At 59.8% G+C, this 23,493-nt stretch carries 22 protein-coding genes; 10 read left to right on the top strand and 12 right to left on the bottom strand.

The window, feature by feature from the left end; genetic code table 11:
- Positions 1–142: 142 nt before the first annotated feature.
- The 7 genes from aroB to pilM all read right to left on the bottom strand — a co-directional run bounded on the left by aroB (position 143) and on the right by pilM (position 5,676).
- The gene (gene aroB, locus FOT55_RS16335; protein ID WP_025304538.1) at positions 143–1,243 is read right to left on the bottom strand and encodes a 3-dehydroquinate synthase; all 1,101 of its coding nucleotides are present in this window, start codon (positions 1,241–1,243) and stop codon (positions 143–145) included.
- Positions 1,244–1,349: 106 nt separating this feature from the next.
- On the bottom strand, positions 1,350–1,871 hold the full coding sequence (gene aroK, locus FOT55_RS16330) for a shikimate kinase AroK (protein WP_004391482.1): 522 nt from the start codon (positions 1,869–1,871) through the stop codon (positions 1,350–1,352).
- Positions 1,872–2,220: 349 nt separating this feature from the next.
- Positions 2,221–3,465 (bottom strand): DNA uptake porin HofQ, encoded by a 1,245-nt coding sequence (hofQ, locus tag FOT55_RS16325; RefSeq protein ID WP_049294948.1) that lies wholly within the window; start codon positions 3,463–3,465, stop codon positions 2,221–2,223.
- The gene (locus FOT55_RS16320; RefSeq protein ID WP_025304540.1) at positions 3,462–3,824 is read right to left on the bottom strand and encodes a HofP DNA utilization family protein; all 363 of its coding nucleotides are present in this window, start codon (positions 3,822–3,824) and stop codon (positions 3,462–3,464) included. The genes hofQ and FOT55_RS16320 overlap by 4 nt, the downstream gene beginning before the upstream one ends.
- On the bottom strand, positions 3,817–4,311 hold the full coding sequence (locus tag FOT55_RS16315) for a hypothetical protein (RefSeq protein ID WP_147823725.1): 495 nt from the start codon (positions 4,309–4,311) through the stop codon (positions 3,817–3,819). Before FOT55_RS16315 ends, FOT55_RS16320 begins: the two co-directional genes overlap by 8 nt.
- Positions 4,304–4,843, bottom strand: coding sequence for a PilN domain-containing protein (locus tag FOT55_RS16310; RefSeq protein ID WP_147823724.1), 540 nt, complete (start codon positions 4,841–4,843; stop codon positions 4,304–4,306). The genes FOT55_RS16315 and FOT55_RS16310 overlap by 8 nt, the downstream gene beginning before the upstream one ends.
- Positions 4,843–5,676, bottom strand: coding sequence for a type IV pilus biogenesis protein PilM (gene pilM / locus FOT55_RS16305; protein WP_060435129.1), 834 nt, complete (start codon positions 5,674–5,676; stop codon positions 4,843–4,845). The genes FOT55_RS16310 and pilM overlap by 1 nt, the downstream gene beginning before the upstream one ends.
- Before the next feature lie 121 nt (positions 5,677–5,797).
- On the opposite strand from pilM, the gene mrcA reads away from it, so the two are divergent.
- Entirely contained in the window at positions 5,798–8,356 is a 2,559-nt protein-coding gene (gene mrcA / locus FOT55_RS16300; protein ID WP_025304544.1) for a peptidoglycan glycosyltransferase/peptidoglycan DD-transpeptidase MrcA, read from the top strand.
- Positions 8,357–8,407: 51 nt separating this feature from the next.
- On the opposite strand, the gene nudE is transcribed toward mrcA, so the two are convergent.
- Positions 8,408–8,962, bottom strand: coding sequence for an ADP compounds hydrolase NudE (gene nudE / locus FOT55_RS16295; RefSeq protein ID WP_015379304.1), 555 nt, complete (start codon positions 8,960–8,962; stop codon positions 8,408–8,410).
- A 445-nt stretch (positions 8,963–9,407) separates the two neighbouring features.
- Here nudE and FOT55_RS16290 point away from each other — a divergent pair, with 445 nt between their 5' ends.
- The 7 genes from FOT55_RS16290 to FOT55_RS16260 all read left to right on the top strand — a co-directional run bounded on the left by FOT55_RS16290 (position 9,408) and on the right by FOT55_RS16260 (position 16,311).
- Positions 9,408–11,543, top strand: a complete 2,136-nt coding sequence (locus FOT55_RS16290) for an intracellular growth attenuator family protein (protein ID WP_025304545.1) — start codon at positions 9,408–9,410, stop codon at positions 11,541–11,543.
- 99 nt (positions 11,544–11,642) lie between these two features.
- Positions 11,643–12,323, top strand: coding sequence for a GMP/IMP nucleotidase (gene yrfG, locus FOT55_RS16285; protein ID WP_025304546.1), 681 nt, complete (start codon positions 11,643–11,645; stop codon positions 12,321–12,323).
- Complete coding sequence (gene hslR / locus FOT55_RS16280; RefSeq protein WP_025304547.1) at positions 12,320–12,727, top strand: ribosome-associated heat shock protein Hsp15; 408 nt, start codon at positions 12,320–12,322, stop codon at positions 12,725–12,727. Before yrfG ends, hslR begins: the two co-directional genes overlap by 4 nt.
- 25 nt (positions 12,728–12,752) lie before the next feature.
- Positions 12,753–13,631 (top strand): Hsp33 family molecular chaperone HslO, encoded by an 879-nt coding sequence (hslO, locus tag FOT55_RS16275; RefSeq protein WP_147823723.1) that lies wholly within the window; start codon positions 12,753–12,755, stop codon positions 13,629–13,631.
- A 194-nt stretch (positions 13,632–13,825) separates the two neighbouring features.
- The gene (pckA, locus tag FOT55_RS16270) at positions 13,826–15,445 is read left to right on the top strand and encodes a phosphoenolpyruvate carboxykinase (ATP) (protein ID WP_043138920.1); all 1,620 of its coding nucleotides are present in this window, start codon (positions 13,826–13,828) and stop codon (positions 15,443–15,445) included.
- A gap of 126 nt (positions 15,446–15,571) precedes the next feature.
- Complete coding sequence (locus FOT55_RS16265; RefSeq protein ID WP_004930730.1) at positions 15,572–15,835, top strand: FitA-like ribbon-helix-helix domain-containing protein; 264 nt, start codon at positions 15,572–15,574, stop codon at positions 15,833–15,835.
- Positions 15,832–16,311 carry a type II toxin-antitoxin system VapC family toxin gene (locus FOT55_RS16260; protein ID WP_016930378.1) on the top strand — a complete coding sequence of 160 codons (480 nt, stop codon included), beginning with the start codon at positions 15,832–15,834 and terminating at the stop codon, positions 16,309–16,311. Before FOT55_RS16265 ends, FOT55_RS16260 begins: the two co-directional genes overlap by 4 nt.
- Before the next feature lie 32 nt (positions 16,312–16,343).
- Here FOT55_RS16260 and envZ read toward each other — a convergent pair whose 3' ends face one another.
- The 4 genes from envZ to cbpA all read right to left on the bottom strand — a co-directional run bounded on the left by envZ (position 16,344) and on the right by cbpA (position 19,960).
- On the bottom strand, positions 16,344–17,714 hold the full coding sequence (envZ, locus tag FOT55_RS16255; RefSeq protein WP_015379311.1) for a two-component system sensor histidine kinase EnvZ: 1,371 nt from the start codon (positions 17,712–17,714) through the stop codon (positions 16,344–16,346).
- Complete coding sequence (gene ompR / locus FOT55_RS16250) at positions 17,711–18,430, bottom strand: osmolarity response regulator transcription factor OmpR (protein WP_004709363.1); 720 nt, start codon at positions 18,428–18,430, stop codon at positions 17,711–17,713. The genes envZ and ompR overlap by 4 nt, the downstream gene beginning before the upstream one ends.
- 256 nt (positions 18,431–18,686) lie before the next feature.
- Positions 18,687–18,992, bottom strand: a complete 306-nt coding sequence (locus tag FOT55_RS16245) for a chaperone modulator CbpM (protein WP_004930739.1) — start codon at positions 18,990–18,992, stop codon at positions 18,687–18,689.
- Positions 18,993–18,997: 5 nt separating this feature from the next.
- Positions 18,998–19,960, bottom strand: a complete 963-nt coding sequence (gene cbpA / locus FOT55_RS16240) for a curved DNA-binding protein (RefSeq protein WP_025304550.1) — start codon at positions 19,958–19,960, stop codon at positions 18,998–19,000.
- A gap of 230 nt (positions 19,961–20,190) precedes the next feature.
- On the opposite strand from cbpA, the gene greB reads away from it, so the two are divergent.
- Both greB and FOT55_RS16230 read left to right on the top strand, forming a co-directional pair.
- Positions 20,191–20,664: a transcription elongation factor GreB gene (gene greB, locus FOT55_RS16235; protein ID WP_025304551.1), complete on the top strand. Its 474-nt coding sequence runs from the start codon at positions 20,191–20,193 to the stop codon at positions 20,662–20,664.
- A 157-nt stretch (positions 20,665–20,821) separates the two neighbouring features.
- The gene (locus tag FOT55_RS16230; protein ID WP_147823722.1) at positions 20,822–23,155 is read left to right on the top strand and encodes a Tex family protein; all 2,334 of its coding nucleotides are present in this window, start codon (positions 20,822–20,824) and stop codon (positions 23,153–23,155) included.
- Positions 23,156–23,493: the final 338 nt, after the last annotated feature.

Here is a 23,493-nt window from a genome sequence, read left to right as displayed (position 1 = left end):
CTAGAGGCAAAAGCCCACCACCGTAGACCTACCGTGGCACGGGCAGATTAACCCGATGATGGCAAAGCGACACCCGTCGTGCTCTGCTCACTGTATTAATATAGATGCAAATGGCGGCTAAGCCACTGTTACTTAGTCCGATTTAATTACGCTGCTGCTCAGGCAAGCAGGCGGCGATCGACGCCAGCACCAGCTCATGCCCTACGCCGCCGCGCACTTCCGCCGCACCGATCATGGTCGGCAGCACCAGACGCAGTTCACCCGCCAGCACTTTCTTGTCACGCAACATGTGCGGCAGATAGGATTCCGGCGTCATTTCCTGCGGCCCGCAGACCGGCAAGCCGGCGCGCAGCAGCAGCGCTTTGATACGTTCGATGTCTTCAACAGAGAACTGGCCGAGACGGTGCGCGGTTTCCGCCGCCATCACCATGCCTGCAGCCACCGCTTCACCGTGCAGCCACACGCCGTAGCCCATCTCGGCTTCGATAGCATGACCGTAAGTATGGCCCAGATTCAGCAGGGCGCGCAGACCGCTTTCGCGTTCGTCGGCGGCCACCACCTCGGCCTTCAGTTCGCAGCAGCGGCGGATACAGTAGGCCAACGCCTGCATATCCAACGCCATCAGCGCATCGATGTTATTTTCCAACCAGACGAAGAACTCGCGATCGAGGATGATCCCGTATTTGATGACTTCAGCCAGGCCGGAAGAGAGTTCACGCGTCGGCAACGTTTTCAGGCAATCCAGATCAACCACCACCGAAGCGGGTTGATAGAAAGCGCCGATCATGTTTTTGCCGAGCGGGTGGTTGACGGCGGTCTTGCCGCCTACGGAGGAGTCCACCTGCGACAACAGCGTGGTGGGAACCTGAATGAAGCGCACGCCGCGTTGGTAACACGCGGCGGCAAAACCGGTCAAATCGCCGACAACGCCGCCACCGAGGGCGATCAGCGTGGTATCGCGACCGTGCGGTTTTTCGAGCAGCGCCGAAAACACCTGCTCCAACACCGCCAGAGATTTGTACTGCTCACCATCGGGAAGAATCACCTGATCCACCACGACGCCGCTCTGCTCCAGCACCTGCCGGACACGCTCGAGATAGAGCGGCGCCAGGGTCTGGTTGGTGACCAACATCGCTTGCTCACCCGCCTTTAACGGCATAAAAGAAGCCGGATCGTTAAACAATCCGGCGGCAATGGTAATCGGGTAGCTGCGCTCCCCAAGCGTTACAGTAATTCTCTCCATGTCGCGCTCAGTTCTCTGTATGGTGCGGCGGTGGTTGATCCCCGCAACAGCGGGGAACACAAATCAGTTTTTCGCATTGGCCGACGGCGAACGCGAAAATTGGCAATCAGTTGCTTTCCAGCATGTTGATGATCTGGTTAGCAACCACTTTAGCGCTCTGATCGTCGGTGCGGATGGTGACATCGGCAATCTCTTCATACAACGGATTACGTTCTTTCGCCAAGGCTTCCAGCACTTCACGCGGCGGAGAATCAACCTGCAGCAGCGGGCGTTTTTTATCACGCTGAGTGCGAGCCAGCTGCTTCTCGATCGTGGTTTCCAGATAGACCACCACGCCGCGCGCGGACAGACGGTTGCGCGTTTCGCGCGACTTCACCGAACCGCCGCCGGTCGCCAACACAATCCCTTGTTTTTCCGTCAGTTCATTAATGACTTTTTCTTCACGATCGCGGAAACCTTCTTCCCCTTCCACGTCGAATACCCAGCCCACGTCAGCTCCGGTACGTCGCTCAATTTCTTGATCGGAGTCGAAGAACTCCATATTGAGTTGCTGAGCTAACTGACGGCCAATAGTGCTTTTGCCGGCACCCATAGGCCCAACCAGAAAGATATTGCGTTTCTCTGCCATGTTTTTCGGTATTACTAAGACAATTCGTTAATGTTAACCCGCCCCGCCAATCAAATCAGCGGCGGGACCTAAACTGAAACCTCATGAGCGATAGTGCGAGATCAGACGAAAAATTATCTCAACACTCTTGGTAGTTTGGCAACCGAATAAATCGCAATCCACGCCGCGGGAGGGAAACCATATGTTTTTAACGGCGTCTTGACGCTAACAAAAAACCTCGGTGCTCAATTCGGTAACCCTTGTAAGCTAAATCGGCCGCAGCGTCAAACGCAGATCCCCCCAAGGGGATAAAAAAGTGTATCTGCTCATCAACTTTAGGAGATTTGCCGCCCAGCCGACAGGCAGCCGCTTATCCCTTAATCAAGGTCGGCGTAATGAAGATCACCAGCTCGCGTTTTTTCTGTTGTACGCCACTTTGCCGGAACAAGCCCCCCAGCAGTGGCGCATCTCCCAATCCCGGCACCTTGTCCGCCGTCTTGCCGCTATGCCGTTGAAAAATACCGCCGAGCACCAGGGTTTCACCGCTTTTCACCGTGATCTGCGTCTTAATCTCCTGTTTATCGATGGTCAATGCCTCCCCCGCCCCGCGGCTGATGGCACGCCCCGGCATATTTTGGCTGATGTGCAACGTCAGCGTGATGCGCCCGTCCGGCAACACTTTCGGCGTCACCTCCATGCCCAGCACCGCCTCTTTGAACTCAATCGCGGTCGCACCGCTGGCGCCGCTCGACACTTCATAAGGGATCTCCGTCCCCTGTTTGATGCTGGCGGTTTGCAGGTGCGCCGTCAGCAAACGCGGGCTGGCGATGATCTCCACCTGATTCTCCTGCTCCAGCGCCGTCAGCTCGAGGCTCAGCAAACGCCCGCTGATGCGCGCCAAATGGAAACCGGCGCTCACCGCGCTGCGCTCCAACGGCAGATTAACGCCGAGATTGCCCGGCCGCAGCGGCCGCGTCGGTTTTTCGTCGGCCGCCAATCCCCAACGCACACCAAGTTCACGCAGGCTTTCGCTGTTGATGGTCACGATATGCGCCGCCAGCTGCACCTGTGCCAGCGGCGCGTCCATTTCCGTCACCCTTTTTTTCAACTGCGCCAGGATTGGCGCCGTGTCGCGCAGTAACAGCGTATTGGTGCGCTTATCCGCCAGCACGCTGCCACGCTCGCTGAGCAAGGCGCCGCGTTGAGCATTGAGGCTTTCGGCAATCTCCGCCGCATCGCCGTTTTGTAACGTCAGGGTCAAGCTGTGCAAAGGCTGCCGCTGCGCCAGCGCTTCTCGCTGCTGTTTTTTTTCCTGCGCGTCCGGCTCCGGGGCGACCAGCATCACGCTCCCCTCCCGCGTCATCGTCAGCTTGCCCATACGCAGGGTCAGCGCCAGCGCCTGAGGCCAGGGCACATTCTCCAGCCGCAGCGTCAGATTGCCGCTTACGCCGGGCGCGACGATCAGGTTCATCTGCCGATAATCCGCCAGCGCCTGCAGGATGACCGTCACTGGCGCATCCTGGAACTCCAGGGAAACCTGCTGTTTATCCTGCGCCTGGACGATGCCGAGCGACAGACACCACAACGCCACGCCCAATCCAGCGAGTCCTTTCATGGTTTGCCATCCTTGTTGTTGTCCATCATGAGCGAGATGTCGCCCTGGCTCGCCGGACAATCCGGTTCGGCCGCCAGCGCCGTTAACGTCAGGCTGCGCGCCCGCACCTGCGCCACCTGCCAACGCTCGTCCAGCACCCACTGCTGCGGCCGCAGGCGCAACCACTGCCCTGCCGGCGTCACCACCCAGCCATAGCGCAGCGGCGGTTGCCCGATGACGCCTTTCAGTCGCCAACCCGCTGGCGATGCCTCCTGATGGGCACAAACAGGCAGCGGAGGCGGCGCAAACGGATCGCGCGGTTCTGCACACAAGGCCCACGGCCATAGCAGCCACCACCAACGGCCCGGTCTTTTACTCATCGGCCTGCTCCTCGGCGGCATCCTGCAACACCAACCGCGCCGTCATGCCCTGCGGCGGCGTTTCCACACTCAATTGTTCGAGACGCAAATTGGCGGGCAGCGCCTCCAACAGCGCCAACAAACCGGCATAATCAATGCGCAAACTCAGCGTTTGCCGCAGCGGTTTTTCCTGCCGCTGCCAGCGCAACAAGGCGCCCCCCGCTTGTTGCAGCACGTTCGCCAGATCGCCGGTGGTGGTCGGACCGATCGGCGTTGGCGGCATAGGGGCTTCCGGCGCCTCGTCCAGTTGGTGCTGTACCATGGAAATCTGTTGCAACAGGCGCTGTTGCCGCTCCGCCGCGTTTTCCCGCTGACGCCATTCGTCTTGCAGCAGCCAACCGCCGCCCAACAGCGCCAGCGTGCCGATGCCCAGCCCTTGCGCCACCAGCAATAGCCAGCCCGGCAAGTTCAGCCAAAAGCGCAGCCCGGATGACAAACGGCTATCCATCACGCCCCCACTGCGCCGCCAGATGAAAGGAATACAGACCGTCGTCCCGTTGCGTTACCTCAGCCAAACGCAGCCGTGGCAACGCAGGCATCCCCGCCAGCCGCCGTTCGAACTGCGTGATGGCCGCAGGAGAGCGGCTCAATCCACGCAGCCGCAGACCGTTCGTCGCATCGCTGTCCAGCGCCGTGAGCCACAGCGGTGGAGGAATGCTGAAGGACAATTGCTGAAGCAACTGCAAATAACGCCGGTTATGTTGGCCGTTGCGCGCCTGCCGTTCGGCGCGGGCGCTGTGCAGCGCTCGCTGCGCCCGCTCTTGCTTCTGCTGATGGGCGAGCAACGTCAAGGCCGCCAGCTCTTCACCCAGCATCGTTAGCCGCGCCTGCCGCTGCGCCTGTTGGTGACGCAGTTGGCCGGCAACCAGAAACAGCGCCAGCAGCAGTAGCGTTACCTGCAACAGCAGCGCACCCAGCCAGAAACAGCCGCGCCGCCGATCGCGGCGCTGTCGCCAGGGCAGAAAGTTGACCTGATACATCAGCGATCCTCCTCGCGCAGCGCCAGACCACCGGCCAATGCGAACGCCGCAGGATGCGCAGGCAACGGTGGGCGCAACTGCGTGAAGGCGCTGAGCGGCGACCAGGCAAGGCAACCGGCGGGCAAGGCACCTGCCAGCACGCTGCCGGCATAGACCGGCCGATCGTCGCCCGCCGGCATCTGGGCTTGCAGCGCCCGCAGCGCCTGCGCGTCATCGTCGCCCGGCGCCAGACCAAAGGCGAACGCGCCGTCAGCCGGCGCCACCCACAGCCATTCTCGTTCGAGACGGTGCATCAGCCCCGCAGCGGGCGGTACGCCTGCCGCCGTCGCCATCATCCGCAGCGCACAAGGGGTGATATCGACCGCTTGCGGATGCAGGCCAGCCTGACGCAAACAATGCAGCCACTGCTGCAGCTCCTGCCGCCGCGCGGCGGTCAGCAACAGCGCCGCCTCATCCGCCGGCGCGGTGCGATAGTCGAGCGCCAGCGTCTGGCCATCGAGCGGAAACTGCTTCAAACCGTGGCCACCGATATAGTCGCTGCGTTCCGGCTCGCGCAGCCGCGCGTCCGGCTGCGCCATGCGCTGCTGCAACACGCGCTGCGCCGGCAGAGCAATGCGTAAGGAAATATGTCGCGGCAGTTGAACGCGCCATTGCCGCAGCGCCCGGATCAGGAATTCGGAAGGTTCCAGGCAGCCATCGCGTAAAACCGCCTGCGGCAGCGCCTGCTGCCACCAGTGGCGCAACTGCCAGCCATTGCGGCGGCGTTGGGCCGCCACCGCGCGCACGCAGTCGATTTGTATATCCAGCCCCACCTGCCATGCTTGAGGGAACATGTTTCGCAAGCCTCCATAACATCAGATGATAAAAGAACATATCCATGTCGCAGGCTTGCCTTTATACTACCGCGCGGTTGTTTATAAACTGCCCAAATGACTTAGAAATGGGAAATCTCAGGTGAAGTTCGTAAAGTATTTACTAATCCTTGCAGTATGTTGCATCGTGCTGGGAGCAGCCTCGATTTTCGGCTTGTACAAATATGTCGAGCCGCAGCTGCCCGACGTCGCAACGCTGAAAGACGTACGGCTGCAGATACCGATGCAGGTTTACAGCGCCGATGGCGAACTGATCGCCCAATACGGTGAGAAGCGCCGCATTCCGCTGAAACTGGATCAAATTCCGCCGGTGATGGTGCACGCATTTATCGCCACCGAAGACAGCCGCTTCTATGATCACCATGGCGTCGATCCGGTCGGCATCTTCCGCGCCGCCTCAATCGCGCTGGTCTCCGGCCACGCTTCGCAAGGGGCCAGTACCATTACCCAACAGCTGGCGCGTAACTTCTTCTTAAGCCCGGAACGCACCCTGATGCGTAAAATCAAGGAAGCTTTCCTGGCGGTACGCATCGAGCAGATGCTCACCAAGGATGAAATCCTTGAGCTGTATCTGAACAAGATCTATCTGGGTTACCGCGCCTACGGCGTGGGCGCCGCCGCACAGGTCTATTTCGGCAAAGACGTCAGCCAGCTCACCCTGAGCGAGATGGCGACCATCGCCGGCCTGCCGAAAGCCCCGTCTACCTTCAACCCGCTCTATTCGCACGATCGCGCCGTTGCCCGCCGCAACGTGGTGCTGTCGCGCATGCTGGACGAGCATTACATCACGCAGGCGCAGTACGATCAGGCGCGCGCCGAAGATCTGGTCGCCAACTACCATGCGCCGGAAATCAGCTTCTCCGCGCCGTATCTCTCCGAGATGGTGCGTCAGGAGATGATCAAGCGCTACGGTGAAAACGCCTATACCGACGGTTACAAGGTTTACACCACCGTCACCAAACGGCTGCAGCTGGCGGCGCAGGAGTCGGTACGCAACAACGTGCTGGCCTATGACATGCGCCACGGCTACCGCGGCCCATCCAACGTGTTGTGGAAAGTCGGCGAAGCGGCCTGGGATCGCAAACAGATTGTCGACTCGCTGAAAAACTTGCCGAGCTACGGCCCACTGGCGCCGGCGGTCATCACCGCTGCTAACCCGCAGGAAGCGACGGCGATGCTGGCCGATGGCAGCAGCATTGCCCTGCCGATGGCCACCATGCGCTGGGCGCGGCCGTACCGTTCAGACACTCAGCAAGGCCCAACGCCGAAACGCGTCACTGACGTGGTGCAGACAGGTCAGCAGGTATGGGTGCGTAAAGTGAACGACGCCTGGTGGCTGTCGCAGGTGCCGGACGTCAACTCGGCGCTGGTCTCGATCAACCCGAACGACGGCGCGGTGAAAGCGCTGGTCGGCGGCTTCGACTTCAACCAGAGCAAGTTCAACCGCGTGACGCAGGCCCTGCGTCAGGTGGGGTCAAACATCAAACCGTTCCTGTACACCGCCGCGATGGATAAAGGCCTGACGCTGGCCACTATCCTGAACGATTTGCCGATCACCCGCTGGGATGCCGGCGCCGGCACCGACTGGCGGCCGAAGAACTCACCGCCGACCTACGACGGCCCGATTCGCCTGCGGCAGGGGCTGGGGCAATCGAAGAACGTGGTGATGGTGCGCGCAATGCGTGCGATGGGCGTCGACTACGCGGCGGAATATCTGCAGCGCTTCGGCTTCCCGGCACAGAACATCGTGCATACCGAATCGCTGGCGCTAGGTTCCGCCTCCTTTACCCCGATGCAGCTGGTACGCGGCTACGCGGTGCTGGCGAACGGCGGTTACCTGGTTGACCCGTACTTCATCACCAAGATTGAAGACGACAACGGCAATACGGTGTTCGAAGCTAAACCGAAAGTGGTGTGCAGCAGCTGCAACCTGCCGGTGATCTACGGCGACACCCACCGTTCGGCGGTGCTGTCCGACGACAACATCGAAAACGTCGCCACCTCGCAGGAAGGCAGCAACAGCACGGTGCCGATGCCGCAGCTGGAGCAGGTTACCCCGGCTCAGGTGCAGCAGGACGGTGACCAACAGTATGCGCCGCACGTGATCAGCACGCCGCTGGCCTTCCTGATCCACGACGCGCTGAACAGCAACATCTTCGGCGAACCGGGTTGGATGGGCACTGCCTGGCGTGCCGGGCGCGATCTGAAACGTCATGATATCGGCGGCAAAACCGGTACCACCAACAGTTCCAAAGACGCCTGGTTCTCCGGCTATGGCCCGGATACCGTGACGTCGGTGTGGATCGGTTTCGACGATCACCGCCGCGATCTGGGCCGTTCGACGGTATCCGGCGCTATCCCGGATCAGATTTCCGGCGGTGAAGGCGGAGCCAAGAGCGCCCAGCCGGCGTGGGACGACTTCATGAAGACCGCGCTGGAAGGCATTCCGGAGCAGAAAGTCACGCCGCCGCCAGGCATCATCAGCGTCACCATCGACAAAAGCAGCGGCAAGCTCTCCGGCGGTGGCGGTGGCAGCCGTTCCGAGTACTTTATCGAAGGGACGCAGCCGACGGACTACCCATCGCGCGATACCGGCACCACATTGACCGATCCGGGCGGTGAAAGCCACGAGCTGTTCTGATCGAAAAGGGCCAGAGAAATCTGGCCCTTTTTTTATTCGGCGCGAAGCGTATCAGCGCGACGCGCGCAAAAACGCCTCGGAGAGAAACAGCGCGCTGACGTTGCGCGCCTCACGGAAATCCGGTTCCGCCAGCAACGCCATCATGTTGGCGATCGGCCAGCGCACCTGCGGCAAGGGCTCCGGTTCATCCCCTTCCAGGCTCTGCGGGTAGAGATCGTGGGCCAGCACGATATTCATTTTGCTGGAAAAGTAGGATGGCGCCATCGTCAGCTTGCTGAGAAAATCAAAGCGCTTCGCGCCGTATCCCACCTCTTCCATCAGCTCGCGGTTGGCCGCTTCCAGCACGCCCTCTCCGGGATCGATCAACCCTTTCGGGAAACCCAGCTCATAGGATTCAGTGCCCACCGCATATTCGCGGATCAGCAGCAGGTCATCGCCAATCACCGGCACGATCATCACCGCTTCGCGATCCGAAGGCCGCATGCGCTCATACACCCGCCGAACCCCGTTGCTGAATTCCAAATCGACCGACTCGACGTTGAACAAACGCGAACGCGCGACCGTTTCCACTTTCAGAATTTTAGGTTTTTGCAGGTGTTTATCCATGATTGCCTCAAAGAGGTTACCCAGGCGTGGACGGGGCAACCGAAATAATGATTGGCGTAACGCACGGCTCGTTGGCGCTCAAATGCTGACCAAACTCGATCCTGATCACATTGTGCGTTAATGGCAAGCTCCGCCGCAACGAGCATGAACAGTAATTTACTTTCTTTTAACAAGCGTAGCCAGCGGCGGGCGATTTTCCGTACTGATTCAGCAAACAGCACGCATGAAAATAGGATAATGCCGATATCGACGGCAGAGGCCGGTTGCTAGTATCACGCAGGCAAGAATCAGTGATAAAATGGCCTTGCGTCATGAAGGAATGAGATCCAGAGCGAGAATCTGTTTGTTCCCTCATTAGTTCTGGGTGCCTCCTGGCGGTTTACTCCGTATAATATTCAGCTTTTCATCAGGTTGGCGAAATTCACGGGTGTGAGATGGGGATTGCATGAGCACAATAGTGTTGATATTGGCCTTAGTGCTTGTCTGCCTGATTGCCGCCGGCCTGTACCTGTGGTTCAAGGCCCGCAACCCGTCGGCGCTGGCGCACGCGTTGCCGTTTATCAAGCCTGCCCACCGCAAGCTGACCGATGAAGAGCGCGCCGCGGTCGAGTTCTACCTCAATCAGCAAAACAAGCTGAGCAACAAACTGTTGCCCGGCGGCGGCGCTACGCTGCCCGCAGCCAAACTGGCGCTCACCCCGCAAAGCGATAACGTTTATCCCGTCACGCACGCCATCACCCGCTACGGTCTGGCCAGCGACGATCCCAATAAATGGCGCTATTACCTCGATGCCGAAGAGGTACATCTGCCGCCGTTTTGGGAACCCTACATCACCGCCGACAACCATGTGGAAGTGATCCGAACCCAGACGCTGCCACTGGTGATTTCGCTCAACGGGCACTCGCTGAAAGATCATATTCACGACCGGCCGCAGCCGCCGGTGGTGACCGCCGCGCCGACCAAAAACGCTTCCATCCGCAAGGAAGAGAGCGAACATGTCGAGCTGGTGAACATTCGTAAGGAAACGCCGGAAGAGCATGCGCTGAACCGGCCGAACGGCATCCGTGAAGCCGTCATCATCTCCGCCGCGCTGCTGCTGCTGTTCTTCAGCCTGATCAGCCCGGTGCTGGTGATCCCGTGGATGATTTTCGTGGCGGTGCTGATGATCGCCTGGGGATGCTGGAACCTGTTCCGCCGTCCGGCGTCACGCGAGCTGAAAGAGATCCACTGCCTGCGCGGCACGCCGAAGCGCTGGGGACTGTTCGGCGAATCCGGCCAGGGACAGATCAGCAACATTTCACTCGGCATCATCGATCTTATCTACCCGCCGCACTGGCAGCCGTACCTGACGCAAGACTTGGGCAAGACCACCGATGTGGACGTCTACCTCAATCGGCAGGTGGTGCGCCAGGGCCGTTTCCTCTCGCTGCATGACGAAGTGAAGAATTTTCCGCTGCAGCAGTGGGGCCGCAACGCGGTGCTGGTCGCCAGTTCGGCACTGGTACTGCTGTTGTTGCTGATCTATATCCCGCTCAATCTGCCGCTGACCCTCAGCATGGCCTGGCTGCAAGGCGCGCAAAAAGTGGAAGTGACCAGCGTACAGGCGCTGGAAGCTACGCCGCTGCGCATCGGCGACACCCTGAAGGTGCGCGGCAGCGGCATGTGCTATGTGCCGCCGCCGGCCAACGGTGGCGGCGCCGTCAATTTTGCGCCGTTCGATTGCTCCGGCATTTACTGGAACAACGCCGCCCCGCTGCCGCAGCCGGAATCAGAAGTCATAGACAAAGCGACGGCCCTGCTGGCCACGGTCAACAGCCAGCTGCATCCGAGCGGTACCGATCAGAAGATCAACCCGCAGCTGGCCAGCGCCATCGAGAAATCCGGCATGATCCTGTTGGATGACTTTTCTGATATCGTTTTGAAAACACAGGATTTATGCCAGGCAGAAAACGACTGTGTGCGGCTGAAAAACGCGCTGGTCAACCTGGGCAACGCCAAAAACTGGAGCGGCCTGGTGAAACGCGCCAGATCAGGCGCGCTGCAAGGCGTCAACGTCCTGCTGCGCCCGGTAAGCGCCGAGTCGCTGGAAAGCCTGACCAAAGTGGCCACGTCGTCGTTCATCTTCAATGAAACGCGTCTGGCCGCCGCGGCGCTCAACAGCCCGCCGCCGGGCGGTTTCCTGATCCGCAGCGATGAAGGTCGACAGTTGGTCAGCCATCCGCAATCCTCAGCGCCGCAGAGCGAATACAACGCTCTTGACCAGTGGAATGAGTTGCAGCGCCTTTCCACTCTGCTGCTGCATACCCCATTCCAGGCGCAGGGGGTGATCACCAGCCTCAGCGTCGATGCCAACGGCACCCGCCACGTGGCGTTGCACAGCGAACCGGACATGATCACCCTGTGGCGCTACCTCGGTACCAGCCTGCTGTTGCTGGCGGTGGTCGTCAGCCTGGGCTATAACGCCTGGCGGCTGGTACAGCGTCGGCGCATCAATCAGCACCGCGTCGCCGATATCCAGCGTTACTACGACAGCTGCTTCAATCCGCAGCTCAATCCGATGTCAATGCGGCCGATGGCCTGAACCTGACGCCGGGGGTCTCCGCCCTGTCATCTGCTTATGCTACGCTAACGCTATTATTCTCATCTGCGGACCGCCCGTCGGTCCGCCCATGGAGTTTTTATGGTTCCCGAGTTTGATTGGCCGCAGATCGATACCGTGCTGCTGGATATGGACGGCACCTTGCTGGATCTGGAGTTCGACAGCCACTTCTGGCTCAGCCTGGTGCCGCAAGCGCTGAGCGAAAGGCGCGCCATTCCGTTCGACGAAGCCCGTCATATCATTGAACGGGAATATCAGGCGGTGCAGCACACCATGAACTGGTATTGCTTCGATTACTGGAGCGAGCGGTTGGATCTGGACATCTACCGCATGACCAGCGAAGTCGGTAGCCGCGCGCGGCTGCGCGAAGACACCGAGCCGTTTTTACGGGCGCTGCGCGACGCCGGTCTGCAAACCATTTTGCTGACCAACGCCCATCCTCACAGCCTGGCGGTGAAAATCGAGCATACCGGCCTCGATCGGCACCTTGATTTATTGTTTTCCACCCACACATTTGGTTATCCGAAAGAAGATCAGCGTCTGTGGCAGGCGGTGCAACAGCACACCGGGTTCAACCCACAGCGCACGCTGTTTGTCGATGACGGCGAGCCGATCCTCGACGCGGCGCGCACTTTCGGCATTCGTTACTGCCTGGGCGTGCAAAACCCGGACTCCAGCACGGCGGAAAAAAGCTTCCAGCGCCATCCGTCGATGCGCGACTACCGTCTGCTGATACCGGCGCTGGCCAAGGGGGAAGCATGAAGGAAAAAGCGACGCGCGACGACGCGGTCCGACTGGATAAGTGGCTGTGGGCCGCACGCTTCTATAAGACTCGCGCGCTGGCGCGCGAAATGATCGACGGCGGCAAGGTGCATTACAACGGCCAGCGCGGCAAACCGAGCAAGATTGTCGAACTCAATGCCGAGCTTAAGCTGCGGCAGGGCAACGAAGAACGTACGGTGATCGTGCTGGCGCTGACCAGCCAACGCCGCGGTGCCAACGAGGCGCAGCAAATGTATCAGGAAACCGAAGCCAGCATCGCCAACCGCGAAAAAATGGCGCTGGCGCGCAAGATGAACGCGTTGACCATGCCGCATCCGGACCGTCGTCCGGACAAAAAGGAGCGGCGCGACCTGATGAAATTTAAATTTGGTGAGCCGGAATAACCCCTCACCGTAATGAGAGAAGATTATGTCCAACCATGACCAATTGCACCGTTACCTGTTTGAAAACTACGCGGTGCGCGGCGAGCTGGTTACCGTCAGCGAAACCTATCAGCAGATCCTGAACAACCACGACTACCCGGCGCCGGTGCAAAAGCTGCTGGGTGAACTGCTGGTCGCCACCAGTCTGTTGACCGCAACCCTGAAGTTCGACGGCGACATCACCGTGCAGCTGCAGGGCGACGGCCCGCTGAAGCTGGCGGTGATCAACGGCAACAACCGCCAGGAGATGCGTGGCGTTGCGCGCACCCAGGCGCCTATCGCCGACGACAGCACCCTGCATCAGATGATCGGCAACGGCGTCATGGTCATCACCATTTCCCCGACGGAAGGCGAGCGCTATCAGGGCGTGGTCGGCCTGGAAGGTGAAACCCTGGCAGAATGCCTGGAAGCCTACTTCCGCCAGTCCGAGCAGCTGCCAACCCGCCTGTTCATCCGCACCGGCGAAGTGGAAGGCAATGCCGCAGCAGCCGGTATGCTGCTGCAGGTGCTGCCGGCGCAGGACGGCAACCTCGATGATTTCGATCATCTGGTGCAACTGACCAACACGGTCAAAAGCGAAGAGCTGTTCGGCCTGCCGGCCAACGAAGTGTTGTACCGCCTGTACCATCAGGAAGAGGTCACCTTGTACGAACCGCAGGACGTGCAGTTCCGTTGCACCTGTTCGCGCCAGCGTTGCGCCGACGCGCTAATGACCCTGCCGACCGATGAAGTGGCGGACATGCTGGAGCAGGACGGTAATATCGACATGCACTGCGACTACTGTGGCAGCCACTATGTCTTTGACCCGGTTGATGTTGCCGCGTTGTATGCGGGTAACACCAGTGAAAGCGACCAGTTGCACTAAGTAACACCTTTTCGGCGGGCGCCCCCGGCGCCCGCCAACGCCCGCCGTTTGCACGTTTGCTTTTTTCCGTGTGCTATCTCTCAGATCGTAACGAAATACCGCCTAAAACGTTAAATATTTGATACCCATCGCGGTTACTCACCGTTAGATCCCTACAATTGCCGCCAGAAATTCTGTGACCAAGGAGTAGTAACATGCGCGTTAAAGGTATAACCCCTCAGGATCTGGCCGCTTACGGCATTCACGACGTTAGCGAAATCGTTCACAACCCGAGCTATGAACTGCTGTTTAAGGAAGAAACAGACCCATCTCTGGAAGGTTTTGAGCGTGGGGTAGTCACCAAGCTGGGTGCCGTCTCCGTCGATACCGGCATCTTCACCGGCCGTTCGCCGAAAGACAAATACATCGTCCGCGACGACATCACCCGCGATACCGTGTGGTGGGCCGATCAGGGCAAAGGCAAAAACGACAACAAACCTCTCAGCCCGGAAGTGTGGGCCGATCTGAAACACCTGGTCACCGAGCAGCTTTCCGGCAAACGTCTGTTCGTGGTGGATACCTTCTGCGGCGCCAACGCTGACTCGCGCCTGAAAGTGCGTTTCATCACCGAGGTGGCCTGGCAGGCGCACTTCGTGAAAAACATGTTCATCCGCCCGAGCGACGACGAGCTGGCTGACTTCGAGCCGGACTTCGTGGTGATGAACGGCGCCAAATGCACCAACCCGAACTGGCAGCAACAAGGCCTGAACTCGGAGAACTTCGTCGCCTTCAACCTGACCGAGCGCATGCAGCTGATCGGCGGCACCTGGTACGGCGGCGAAATGAAGAAAGGCATGTTCTCGATGATGAACTACCTGCTGCCGCTGAAAGGCATCGCTTCGATGCACTGCTCGGCCAACGTGGGCGAGAAAGGCGACGTGGCGGTGTTCTTCGGCCTGTCCGGTACCGGCAAGACCACCCTTTCCACCGATCCTAAGCGTCAGCTGATCGGCGATGACGAGCACGGCTGGGACGACGACGGCGTGTTTAACTTCGAAGGCGGCTGCTACGCCAAGACCATCAAGCTCTCTGAAGAAGCCGAGCCGGACATCTATCACGCCATCAAACGCGACGCGCTGCTGGAAAACGTCACCGTGCTGGCCGACGGCAGCATCGACTTCAACGACGGTTCGAAAACCGAGAACACCCGCGTTTCTTACCCGATCTACCATATCCAAAACATCGTCAAGCCGGTGTCCAAAGCGGGTCACGCCACCAAAGTGATCTTCCTGACCGCCGACGCCTTCGGCGTGTTGCCGCCGGTATCGCGTCTGACCGCCAACCAGACTCAGTATCACTTCCTGTCCGGTTTCACCGCCAAATTGGCCGGCACCGAACGCGGCGTAACCGAGCCAACGCCAACCTTCTCCGCCTGCTTCGGCGCTGCGTTCCTGTCACTGCACCCGACGCAGTACGCCGAAGTGTTGGTGAAACGCATGCAGGCCGCCGGCGCCCAGGCTTACCTGGTCAACACCGGCTGGAACGGCACCGGCAAACGCATCTCGATCAAAGATACGCGCGGCATCATCGACGCCATCCTGAGCGGTGAAATCGACAAGGCGGAAACCGTTACCCTGCCAATCTTCGATCTGGCGATGCCGACCGCGCTGCCGGGCGTGAACCCAGAGATCCTCGATCCGCGCAATACCTACGCCAGCCTCGAGCAGTGGCAGGAAAAAGCGCAGGATCTGGCCGAGCGCTTCATCACCAACTTCGACAAATACACCGACACGCCTGCGGGCGCCGCGCTGGTTAGCGCCGGCCCGAAGCTGTAATTCGGTAGCGTTACCTCTTCAGCTAAGGCGCGGATCCCGCGCCTTTTTTTATTTTCATCGATTGCTTTTTAACCAGTAAGGCGAGAAAATAAGTCAATGCAATCATTGATAGCAAAGGAGGTTTAAATGGCGACTATCACCGTCAGAAATCTGGACGACGAAATCAAAGAGCTGCTGCGTATCTCAGCGGCGAAAAACGGCCATTCTATGGAAGAGGAAGCGCGCATGATCCTGAAACAGGCGCTGGTGAAAAAGCCGCCGCGCTATGGATTGGGTACCTGGATGCATCAGCACTTCGCCGAATTCGGCGGCGTTGAGCTGGAGATCCCACCGCGTGACGCCGTGCCGCCACGCATCGTCACCTTTGATGATGAAGATGACAACGCATGATCATTATCGACACCAACGTCATTTCAGAAACGCTGCGTCCCAGCCCGTACTACAACGTCATTAACTGGTTAAATGAAAAGGACAATGACGAGCTCTATCTCAGCGCCATTGTCCTCGCCGAACTGTTCAGCGGTGTCGCCTGCATGCCTGACGGCAAGCGCCAGCGGGATCTCAAGCTGAAATTGGCGGACGCCATTGAATTGAAGTTCGAGGGGCAGATATTGCCGTTTGATGGGCTGTGCGCGATGCAATACGCGGAATTGACGGCAAGGAATCGGCTGCTGGGTAAAGCGATGAGCGTGCCGGATACCCAAATCGCCGCCACCTGCCTGCATTACGGTGCCGCCCTGGCCACCCGCAATACCAAAGACTTCCTCCACTGCGGTATCGAATTAATCGATCCGTGGCAGGCGCCGACCGGCCGCCGGTTGCATGAGGATGCGGCGGAATACTACGTGATGAGCAGAAAGTCCTGACGGGGCCGCAGCGGCTCGGCCCACACCAGAGGTCAGGCGTTTTCCCTGGCCGTTTGATGACCGTTGGTCGACTCTTTTTTCTCCATCGGCAACGGAATATACGCGCGGATCAACAGCCCGCCGCGCTCGCTGGTGCCGATATCCAGTTCGCCGTCATGCGCGTCGATAATACGCTGCACGATCGCCAGCCCCAGACCGGTGCCGCTGGTGCTGCGCGCGCTGTCACCGCGTACGAACGGCTGCAGCAGGTGCTTCAACTCTTCCGGCTTGATACCCGGGCCGTCATCTTCCACCTGGAACCAGCCGCGCTGCAGCTCGCGGCCGCTGCTGACCTTGATCCAGCCGTTGCCGTAACGCGCCGCGTTCACCACCATGTTCACCGCCGCCCGCTTAATCGACAGTGGGTGCACGTTCATCATCAGTTCGCCCGGTGACAACGCGGTTTCAATCACCCGCTCATAACCGCTCTCCGCCGCAACCACCTCGCCCAAAATGGCGTTCAGGTCGCTGCTTTCGGTCGGCATCTCCTGCCCGGTGCGCAGATAATCGATGAACTGCTCGATGATGGCGTTGCACTCTTCGATGTCTTTATTGATCGACTCGGCCAGATAACCGTCTTCGGCGCTCATCATCTCCGTCGCCAGCCGGATACGCGTCAACGGCGTGCGCAGATCATGGCTGACCCCGGCCATCAGCAAGGTGCGATCGTCCGCCAGCTGCTTGACGCCCGACGCCATCTGATTGAATGCGCGAGTCACCGACCGCACTTCGGAAGCCCCATACTCGCGCAGCGGCGGCGGAATAATCCCTTTGCCCACCTGCAGCGCCGCATGTTCCAGCTCCACCAGCGGGCGGTTTTGAATACGAATAAACAGCCAGGCACCGCCGATCGCGAGCAGCATGATCGCCAGCGTATAACGGAACAGCGGAGAGAAGTCGCCCTGATGGATTTCCGTCAGCGGTACGCGCACCCAGATATCGGGTTGCAGCCAGGTTTTCAGCCACACCACCGGGGAGTTCTTGTTCACCTCCACCCGCACATCGGTCGGCCCGCCGAGCTGCTGCGCCATCTGCTGGCTGAGGAACTGGTAGTGCTGCGCCCAGCGCAGGCCGCTCTCCTCCGCCGCCGAGTTGGTGTAGAGAGAAATGCCCAACTCGCGGTAGATCTCACGACGGAACGCTGGCGGCACTTCCAACAGCGTGCCGTCCTCCAGCTGCAGCCGATCGGTCATCAGCATACGCACTTCGTAAGCCAGTACCTTGTTGAACTGCTGCAGGCTGGGCAGGATGGCGAAGTTCAGCACCACCAGATAGGTCGTCACCAGGCTGACGAACAGCAAAGTGACGATCAACAACAGGGTTCGGGCAAACGAGCTACGCGGTGAAAAGCGCAATCGCCTCATGCCTTGCTGCCGTCCGGGACGAAGACGTAGCCGAGACCCCACACGGTCTGGATATAACGCGGATGCGCCGGATCTTCTTCAACCATGCGGCGCAGACGAGAGATCTGCACGTCGATGGAGCGCTCCATGGCGCTGTATTCGCGGCCACGCGCCAGATTCATCAGCTTATCGCGCGACAGCGGTTCACGCGGGTGGCTGACCAGCGCCTTCAGTACCGCGAATTCGCCGCTGGTCAACGGCATCGGCTCGTCTTCGCGGAACATCTCGCGGGTGCCGAGGTTCAGTTTGAATTTACCGAACGCGATCACCGCCTCTTCCTGCGAAGGCGCGCCCGGCAGTTCGTTCGCCTGGCGGCGCAGCACCGCGCGGATACGAGCCAACAGCTCACGCGGGTTGAACGGTTTAGGAATGTAGTCGTCGGCGCCGATTTCCAGGCCCACGATGCGATCGACCTCTTCGCCTTTCGCGGTGACCATAATGATCGGCATCGGGTTGCTCTGGCTGCGCAGGCGGCGGCAGATGGACAGGCCGTCTTCGCCCGGCAACATCAGATCGAGCACCATCAAATGGAAGGATTCACGAGTCAGCAAGCGATCCATTTGCTCAGCGTTGGCAACGCTGCGAACCTGGAAGCCCTGCTCGGTTAAATAACGTTCTAAAAGCGCGCGCAGGCGCATGTCATCATCGACAACCAGGATCTTATGATTCTCTTGCATGGTATTACTCCCAAAGGCTTTATTGCCTGACTCGAATATTGTTAGAAAACCTTGCCATTTGAGACAGCGTTTAATGGTATGTATTCTAGACGAAATTGTTACAAAGCTTATTCTTTTCCCCATTTATCAACAATTTTCAGTGAATGTCGACGGGGGTTCGTCAAAATTTCGCCCTTTGTCGGCGCAATGTGGGGCGACGGCCCAATTTTGTGCAATTTCGCCACCGGGAAGCACCCGGTGGCGTTCAGCTCTCGGGTCAGGAAGTTTGCAGGAAACGCGCCAGCTGCCTGCGCAGCTGCCGGTTCTCTTGCTGTAGCGCATCAACCCGGTCGAGCAGCGTCAGCGCCATGGCGATCCCCGGCCAGTCCAGATCCAGCTCCGCCCGCAGCCTGCGTGCGCGCTGCAGATGGCTCAGCGCCGGATAATCAAACTCCCAGCGCGGCTGCGCCGGCTCCAGCGGCACGATCACGCCCAGGCCGACGATCTCGACCAGCTCGTCCTCTGAAATCTCCACCCTCTGACACAGCTCCACCACGGTGAAAGTGATCTCTTTTTTCATCATCTGCTTTACTCCCATTCCGCGCGCGGGTTGAATGCCGCCTGTTCAGCCAGTTCCCGCCACAGGGCGCTGGCCTTCTCGTTCGGCTTCGGCGGCATCACCACCTTGAGAATAACGTACAGGTCACCGGGCTCTTTCTTGCCCGCCAACCCTTTGCCTTTGACCCGCAGCCGTTTGCCGCTCTGGCTGCCGGCCGGCACGGTCAGCGCGATTTTGCCGGTCAGCGTCGGCACCTCGATGCTGGCACCCAGTGCCGCTTCCCACGGAGCGAGCGGCGCCACGATGCTCAGGTTGTGGCCATCTATCTCAAACAGCGGGTGCGGCGCGAGGCGAATGACCAGATACAGATCGCCGTTTTGGCCGCCGCCCACGCCGGCAACGCCCTGCCCCTTGAGGCGAATGCGCTCGCCATCGCCCACGCCGGCCGGGATTTTCACGTTCAACGTTTTGTTGGCTTCGCTCACCTGCCGCCCCAGCTCGTCATACACCGGCAGCGTATAGGAGATCTCGCGGCTTTGGCCATGCAGCGTTTCCTCGAGGAACAGCGGCACCTCCATCTCCAGATCCTGGCCGCGGAAGCCATGCCCGCCGTGCGAGTGCGAAGCGGAGCGGTGCCCGCCCGCCGCACGCCCGCCGAACATGCTCTCGAAGAAGTCGGAGAAGTCTTGCGCGTCGGCGCCGCCGCCGTGCCATGAAGCGCTCTGCTGATAGCCGCCGTGATCGCCGCGCGCCTGGCGGCCAAAGTTCGGATCGTTGCGGTGCAGCCGGATCTGATCGTACTCGGCGCGGCGCTCGTCGTCCTTCAGCACCTCATAGGCTTCGGCCAGCTCCTTGAACTTGCTCTCGGCGTCGTCTTCAGTGCTCACGTCAGGGTGATATTTACGCGCCAGCCGGCGGTAGGCCGTTTTGATGGTTTTCAGATCGGCGTTGGGCTCAACGCCCATCGTGGCGTAGTAATCTTTAAATTCCATGCGGTAATACCTTCAATGTGTTGGGTTGTGCGCCAAAATTCCTTGTCTCTCTCGCCAGATATCCTCCTTTCGTCACATTCCTTTTCCGCTATCGCTAAGCATACTCCCGATTGTTAAAAGCTGCGCAAACTGAATAAAAACCGTGCGACAAGGCGCAGGCCCGCGCGCCATTTCTAAAGCCCCCCGCATTCACGTACACTGTGGCGGTGGCCCCATAAAGATAAATCACGATGAGAACTCAACTGATAACCCGTGAAGGGTATGACAAGCTCAAACAAGAGCTGGATTACCTCTGGCGTGAAGAACGCCCCGAGGTGACCAAAAAAGTGACCTGGGCCGCCAGCCTGGGCGACAGAAGCGAAAACGCCGACTACCAGTACAACAAGAAGCGGCTGCGCGAAATTGACCGCCGCGTCCGCTATCTGACCAAATGCCTGGAGCAGTTGAAGATCGTCGATTACTCCCCGCAGCAGGAAGGCAAGGTGTTCTTCGGTGCCTGGGTGGAGGTGGAGAATGACGACGGCGAGACCAAACGCTTTCGCATCGTCGGTTACGACGAGATTTTCGGCCGCAAGGATTACATCTCCATCGATGCGCCGATGGCGCGCGCCCTGCTGAAAAAAGAGGTCGGGGACATCGCCACCGTCAATACGCCGCTGGGCGAGGCACAGTGGTACGTAAATGAGATAAACTACCCGAAGTAAGCTTTCAGCTTTTTCCGAACCGCCGCCAACGCCGCCGCCTGAGCTGTTCTCCACGCCGCGGCCGCGCGGCGGCGGCCCGCTCCACTGGCATTTTCCGCGATCAATACGTATAACTGTCCCCTGTTTATTCACCGTTCTCAATACAGATACCAGACCTATGAATGACCCACTGAGCCGCATTATTGCAACAGAACTGCAGGCCCGGCCGGAGCAAGTCGACTCCGCCATCCGTCTGCTGGATGAAGGTAATACCGTGCCCTTTATTGCACGCTATCGTAAGGAAGTCACCGGGGGCCTGGACGACCCCCAACTGCGCCAGCTGGAAACCCGCCTGGGTTATCTGCGTGAACTGGAAGATCGTCGTCAGACCATCCTGAAGTCGATCGATGAACAGGGCAAACTGACCGAACAGCTGGCGGGGGCGATCAACGCCACGCTGAGCAAGACCGAACTCGAAGACCTCTACCTGCCGTACAAACCGAAGCGCCGCACCCGTGGCCAGATCGCCATCGAAGCCGGTCTGGAACCGCTGGCGGACACGCTGTGGCAGGATCCGCAACAGCAGCCGGAACAGCTGGCTGAACGCTACGTCGACGCAGACAAGGGCGTGGCGGACGTGAAAGCCGCCCTCGACGGCGCGCGCTATATCCTGATGGAGCGTTTCGCCGAAGACGCCGCGCTGCTGGCCAAGGTGCGCGACTACCTGTGGAAAAACGCCCATCTGGTGTCCAAAGTGGTCGAGGGCAAGGAAGACGAAGGCGCCAAGTTCCGCGACTACTTCGATCACCACGAACCGATTTCCCAGGTGCCTTCGCACCGCGCGCTGGCAATGTTCCGCGGCCGCAACGAAGGTGTGCTGCAGCTGGCGCTGAACGCCGATCCGCAATTTGAGGAAGCGCCGCGCGAAAGCCAGGCGGAGCTGATCATCATCAATCACCTCAACCTGCGCCTGAACAACGCCCCGGCCGACGCCTGGCGTAAGGCGGTGGTCAACTGGACCTGGCGCATCAAGGTGCTCCTGCACCTGGAAACCGAGCTGATGGGCACGGTGCGCGAACGCGCGGAAGACGAAGCAATCAACGTGTTCGCCCGCAACATGCATGATCTGCTGATGGCCGCGCCGGCCGGCATGCGCGCCACCATGGGCCTCGATCCAGGCCTGCGCACCGGGGTGAAAGTCGCCGTGGTCGACGCGACCGGTAAACTGGTGGCCACCGACACCGTTTACCCGCACACCGGGCAAGCGGCCAAAGCCGCCGCCATCGTCGCGGCACTGTGCATCAAACACAATGTAGAGCTGGTGGCCATCGGCAACGGCACCGCTTCGCGTGAGACCGAGCGTTTCTATCTCGACCTGCAAAAGCAGTTCAGCGACGTCCGGGCGCAGAAAGTGATCGTCAGCGAAGCGGGCGCATCGGTGTACTCCGCGTCAGAACTGGCGGCGCTGGAATTCCCGGATCTCGACGTGTCGCTGCGCGGCGCGGTATCCATTGCCCGTCGCCTGCAGGATCCGCTGGCGGAGCTGGTGAAGATCGATCCGAAATCCATCGGCGTCGGCCAGTATCAGCACGACGTCAGCCAGAGCCAGTTGGCGAAGAAGCTGGATTCGGTGGTGGAAGACTGCGTGAACGCCGTCGGCGTCGATCTGAACACCGCATCGGTACCATTGCTGACCCGCGTGGCCGGCCTGACGCGCATGATGGCGCAGAACATCGTCAACTGGCGCGACGAGAACGGCCGCTTCAGCAACCGTGAACAGCTGCTGAAAGTCAGCCGTCTGGGGCCGAAGGCCTTCGAACAGTGCGCCGGCTTCCTGCGCATCAACCACGGCGACAACCCGCTGGATGCCTCCACCGTTCACCCGGAAGCCTACCCGGTGGTACAGCGCATCCTGGCCGCCACCGAGCAGGCGCTGCAGGACCTGATGGGCAACGCCTCGGCGGTGCGCAGCCTGAAAGCGGTCGATTTCACCGACGACAAGTTCGGCGTGCCGACGGTCACCGACATCCTGAAAGAGCTGGAGAAGCCGGGCCGCGACCCGCGTCCGGAGTTCAAAACCGCCACCTTTGCCGAAGGCGTGGAAACCCTCAACGATCTGCAGCCGGGGATGATCCTGGAAGGGTCGGTCACTAACGTCACCAACTTCGGCGCCTTCGTGGATATCGGCGTGCATCAGGATGGCCTGGTGCACATCTCCTCGCTGGCGGACAAGTTCGTCGAAGATCCGCACACCGTGGTGAAGGCCGGCGACATCGTCAAAGTGAAGGTGATGGAAGTCGATCTGCAGCGTAAACGCATCGCGCTGAGCATGCGCCTGGATGAGCAACCGGGCGAAGGTTCACCGCGCCGCGGCGGCAACGCGCCGGCACAGGCACGCGACAACGCCAACCGTTCGGCAGGCGGCAACAAGGCCAAACCGCGCAATGCGGCGCCGGCCGGCAACAGCGCCATGGGCGACGCGCTGGCGGCGGCATTCGGCAAGAAACGCTAAGTCAGAGCCAATAGGGCGGAGCCTGCTCCGCCCTTTCTGATGAAGAAAACTTGCTGCATTTCTTGACCCGTCTCAATAAACCATCATCTTTTTATTTCCCGTTCCTGCGTGACCGCCCTCCCATTATTCAGGCAACAAAAATTCCTTCTGCAGCCATTTATTAACAACTCCGTTAACACGCATTTTTCATCTCGCGAATTGTGAGAGAAACACAAATGGTTACCGCTCGCATTACGGTGGAATAATGTTATCGAATTGCCTTTCAGCGGAAATAAATAAAGGGAAAAAGCCATCGATATTTGCAAACGAGAAAACTCGGCTACAAATATGTAACTGAT

Source organism: Serratia bockelmannii, from assembly GCF_008011855.1.
Taxonomy (GTDB): Bacteria; Pseudomonadota; Gammaproteobacteria; order Enterobacterales; family Enterobacteriaceae; genus Serratia; species Serratia bockelmannii.
The sequence above is the reverse complement of the archived record's forward strand: the minus strand, read 5'-3'. Positions and strand labels throughout refer to the sequence as shown.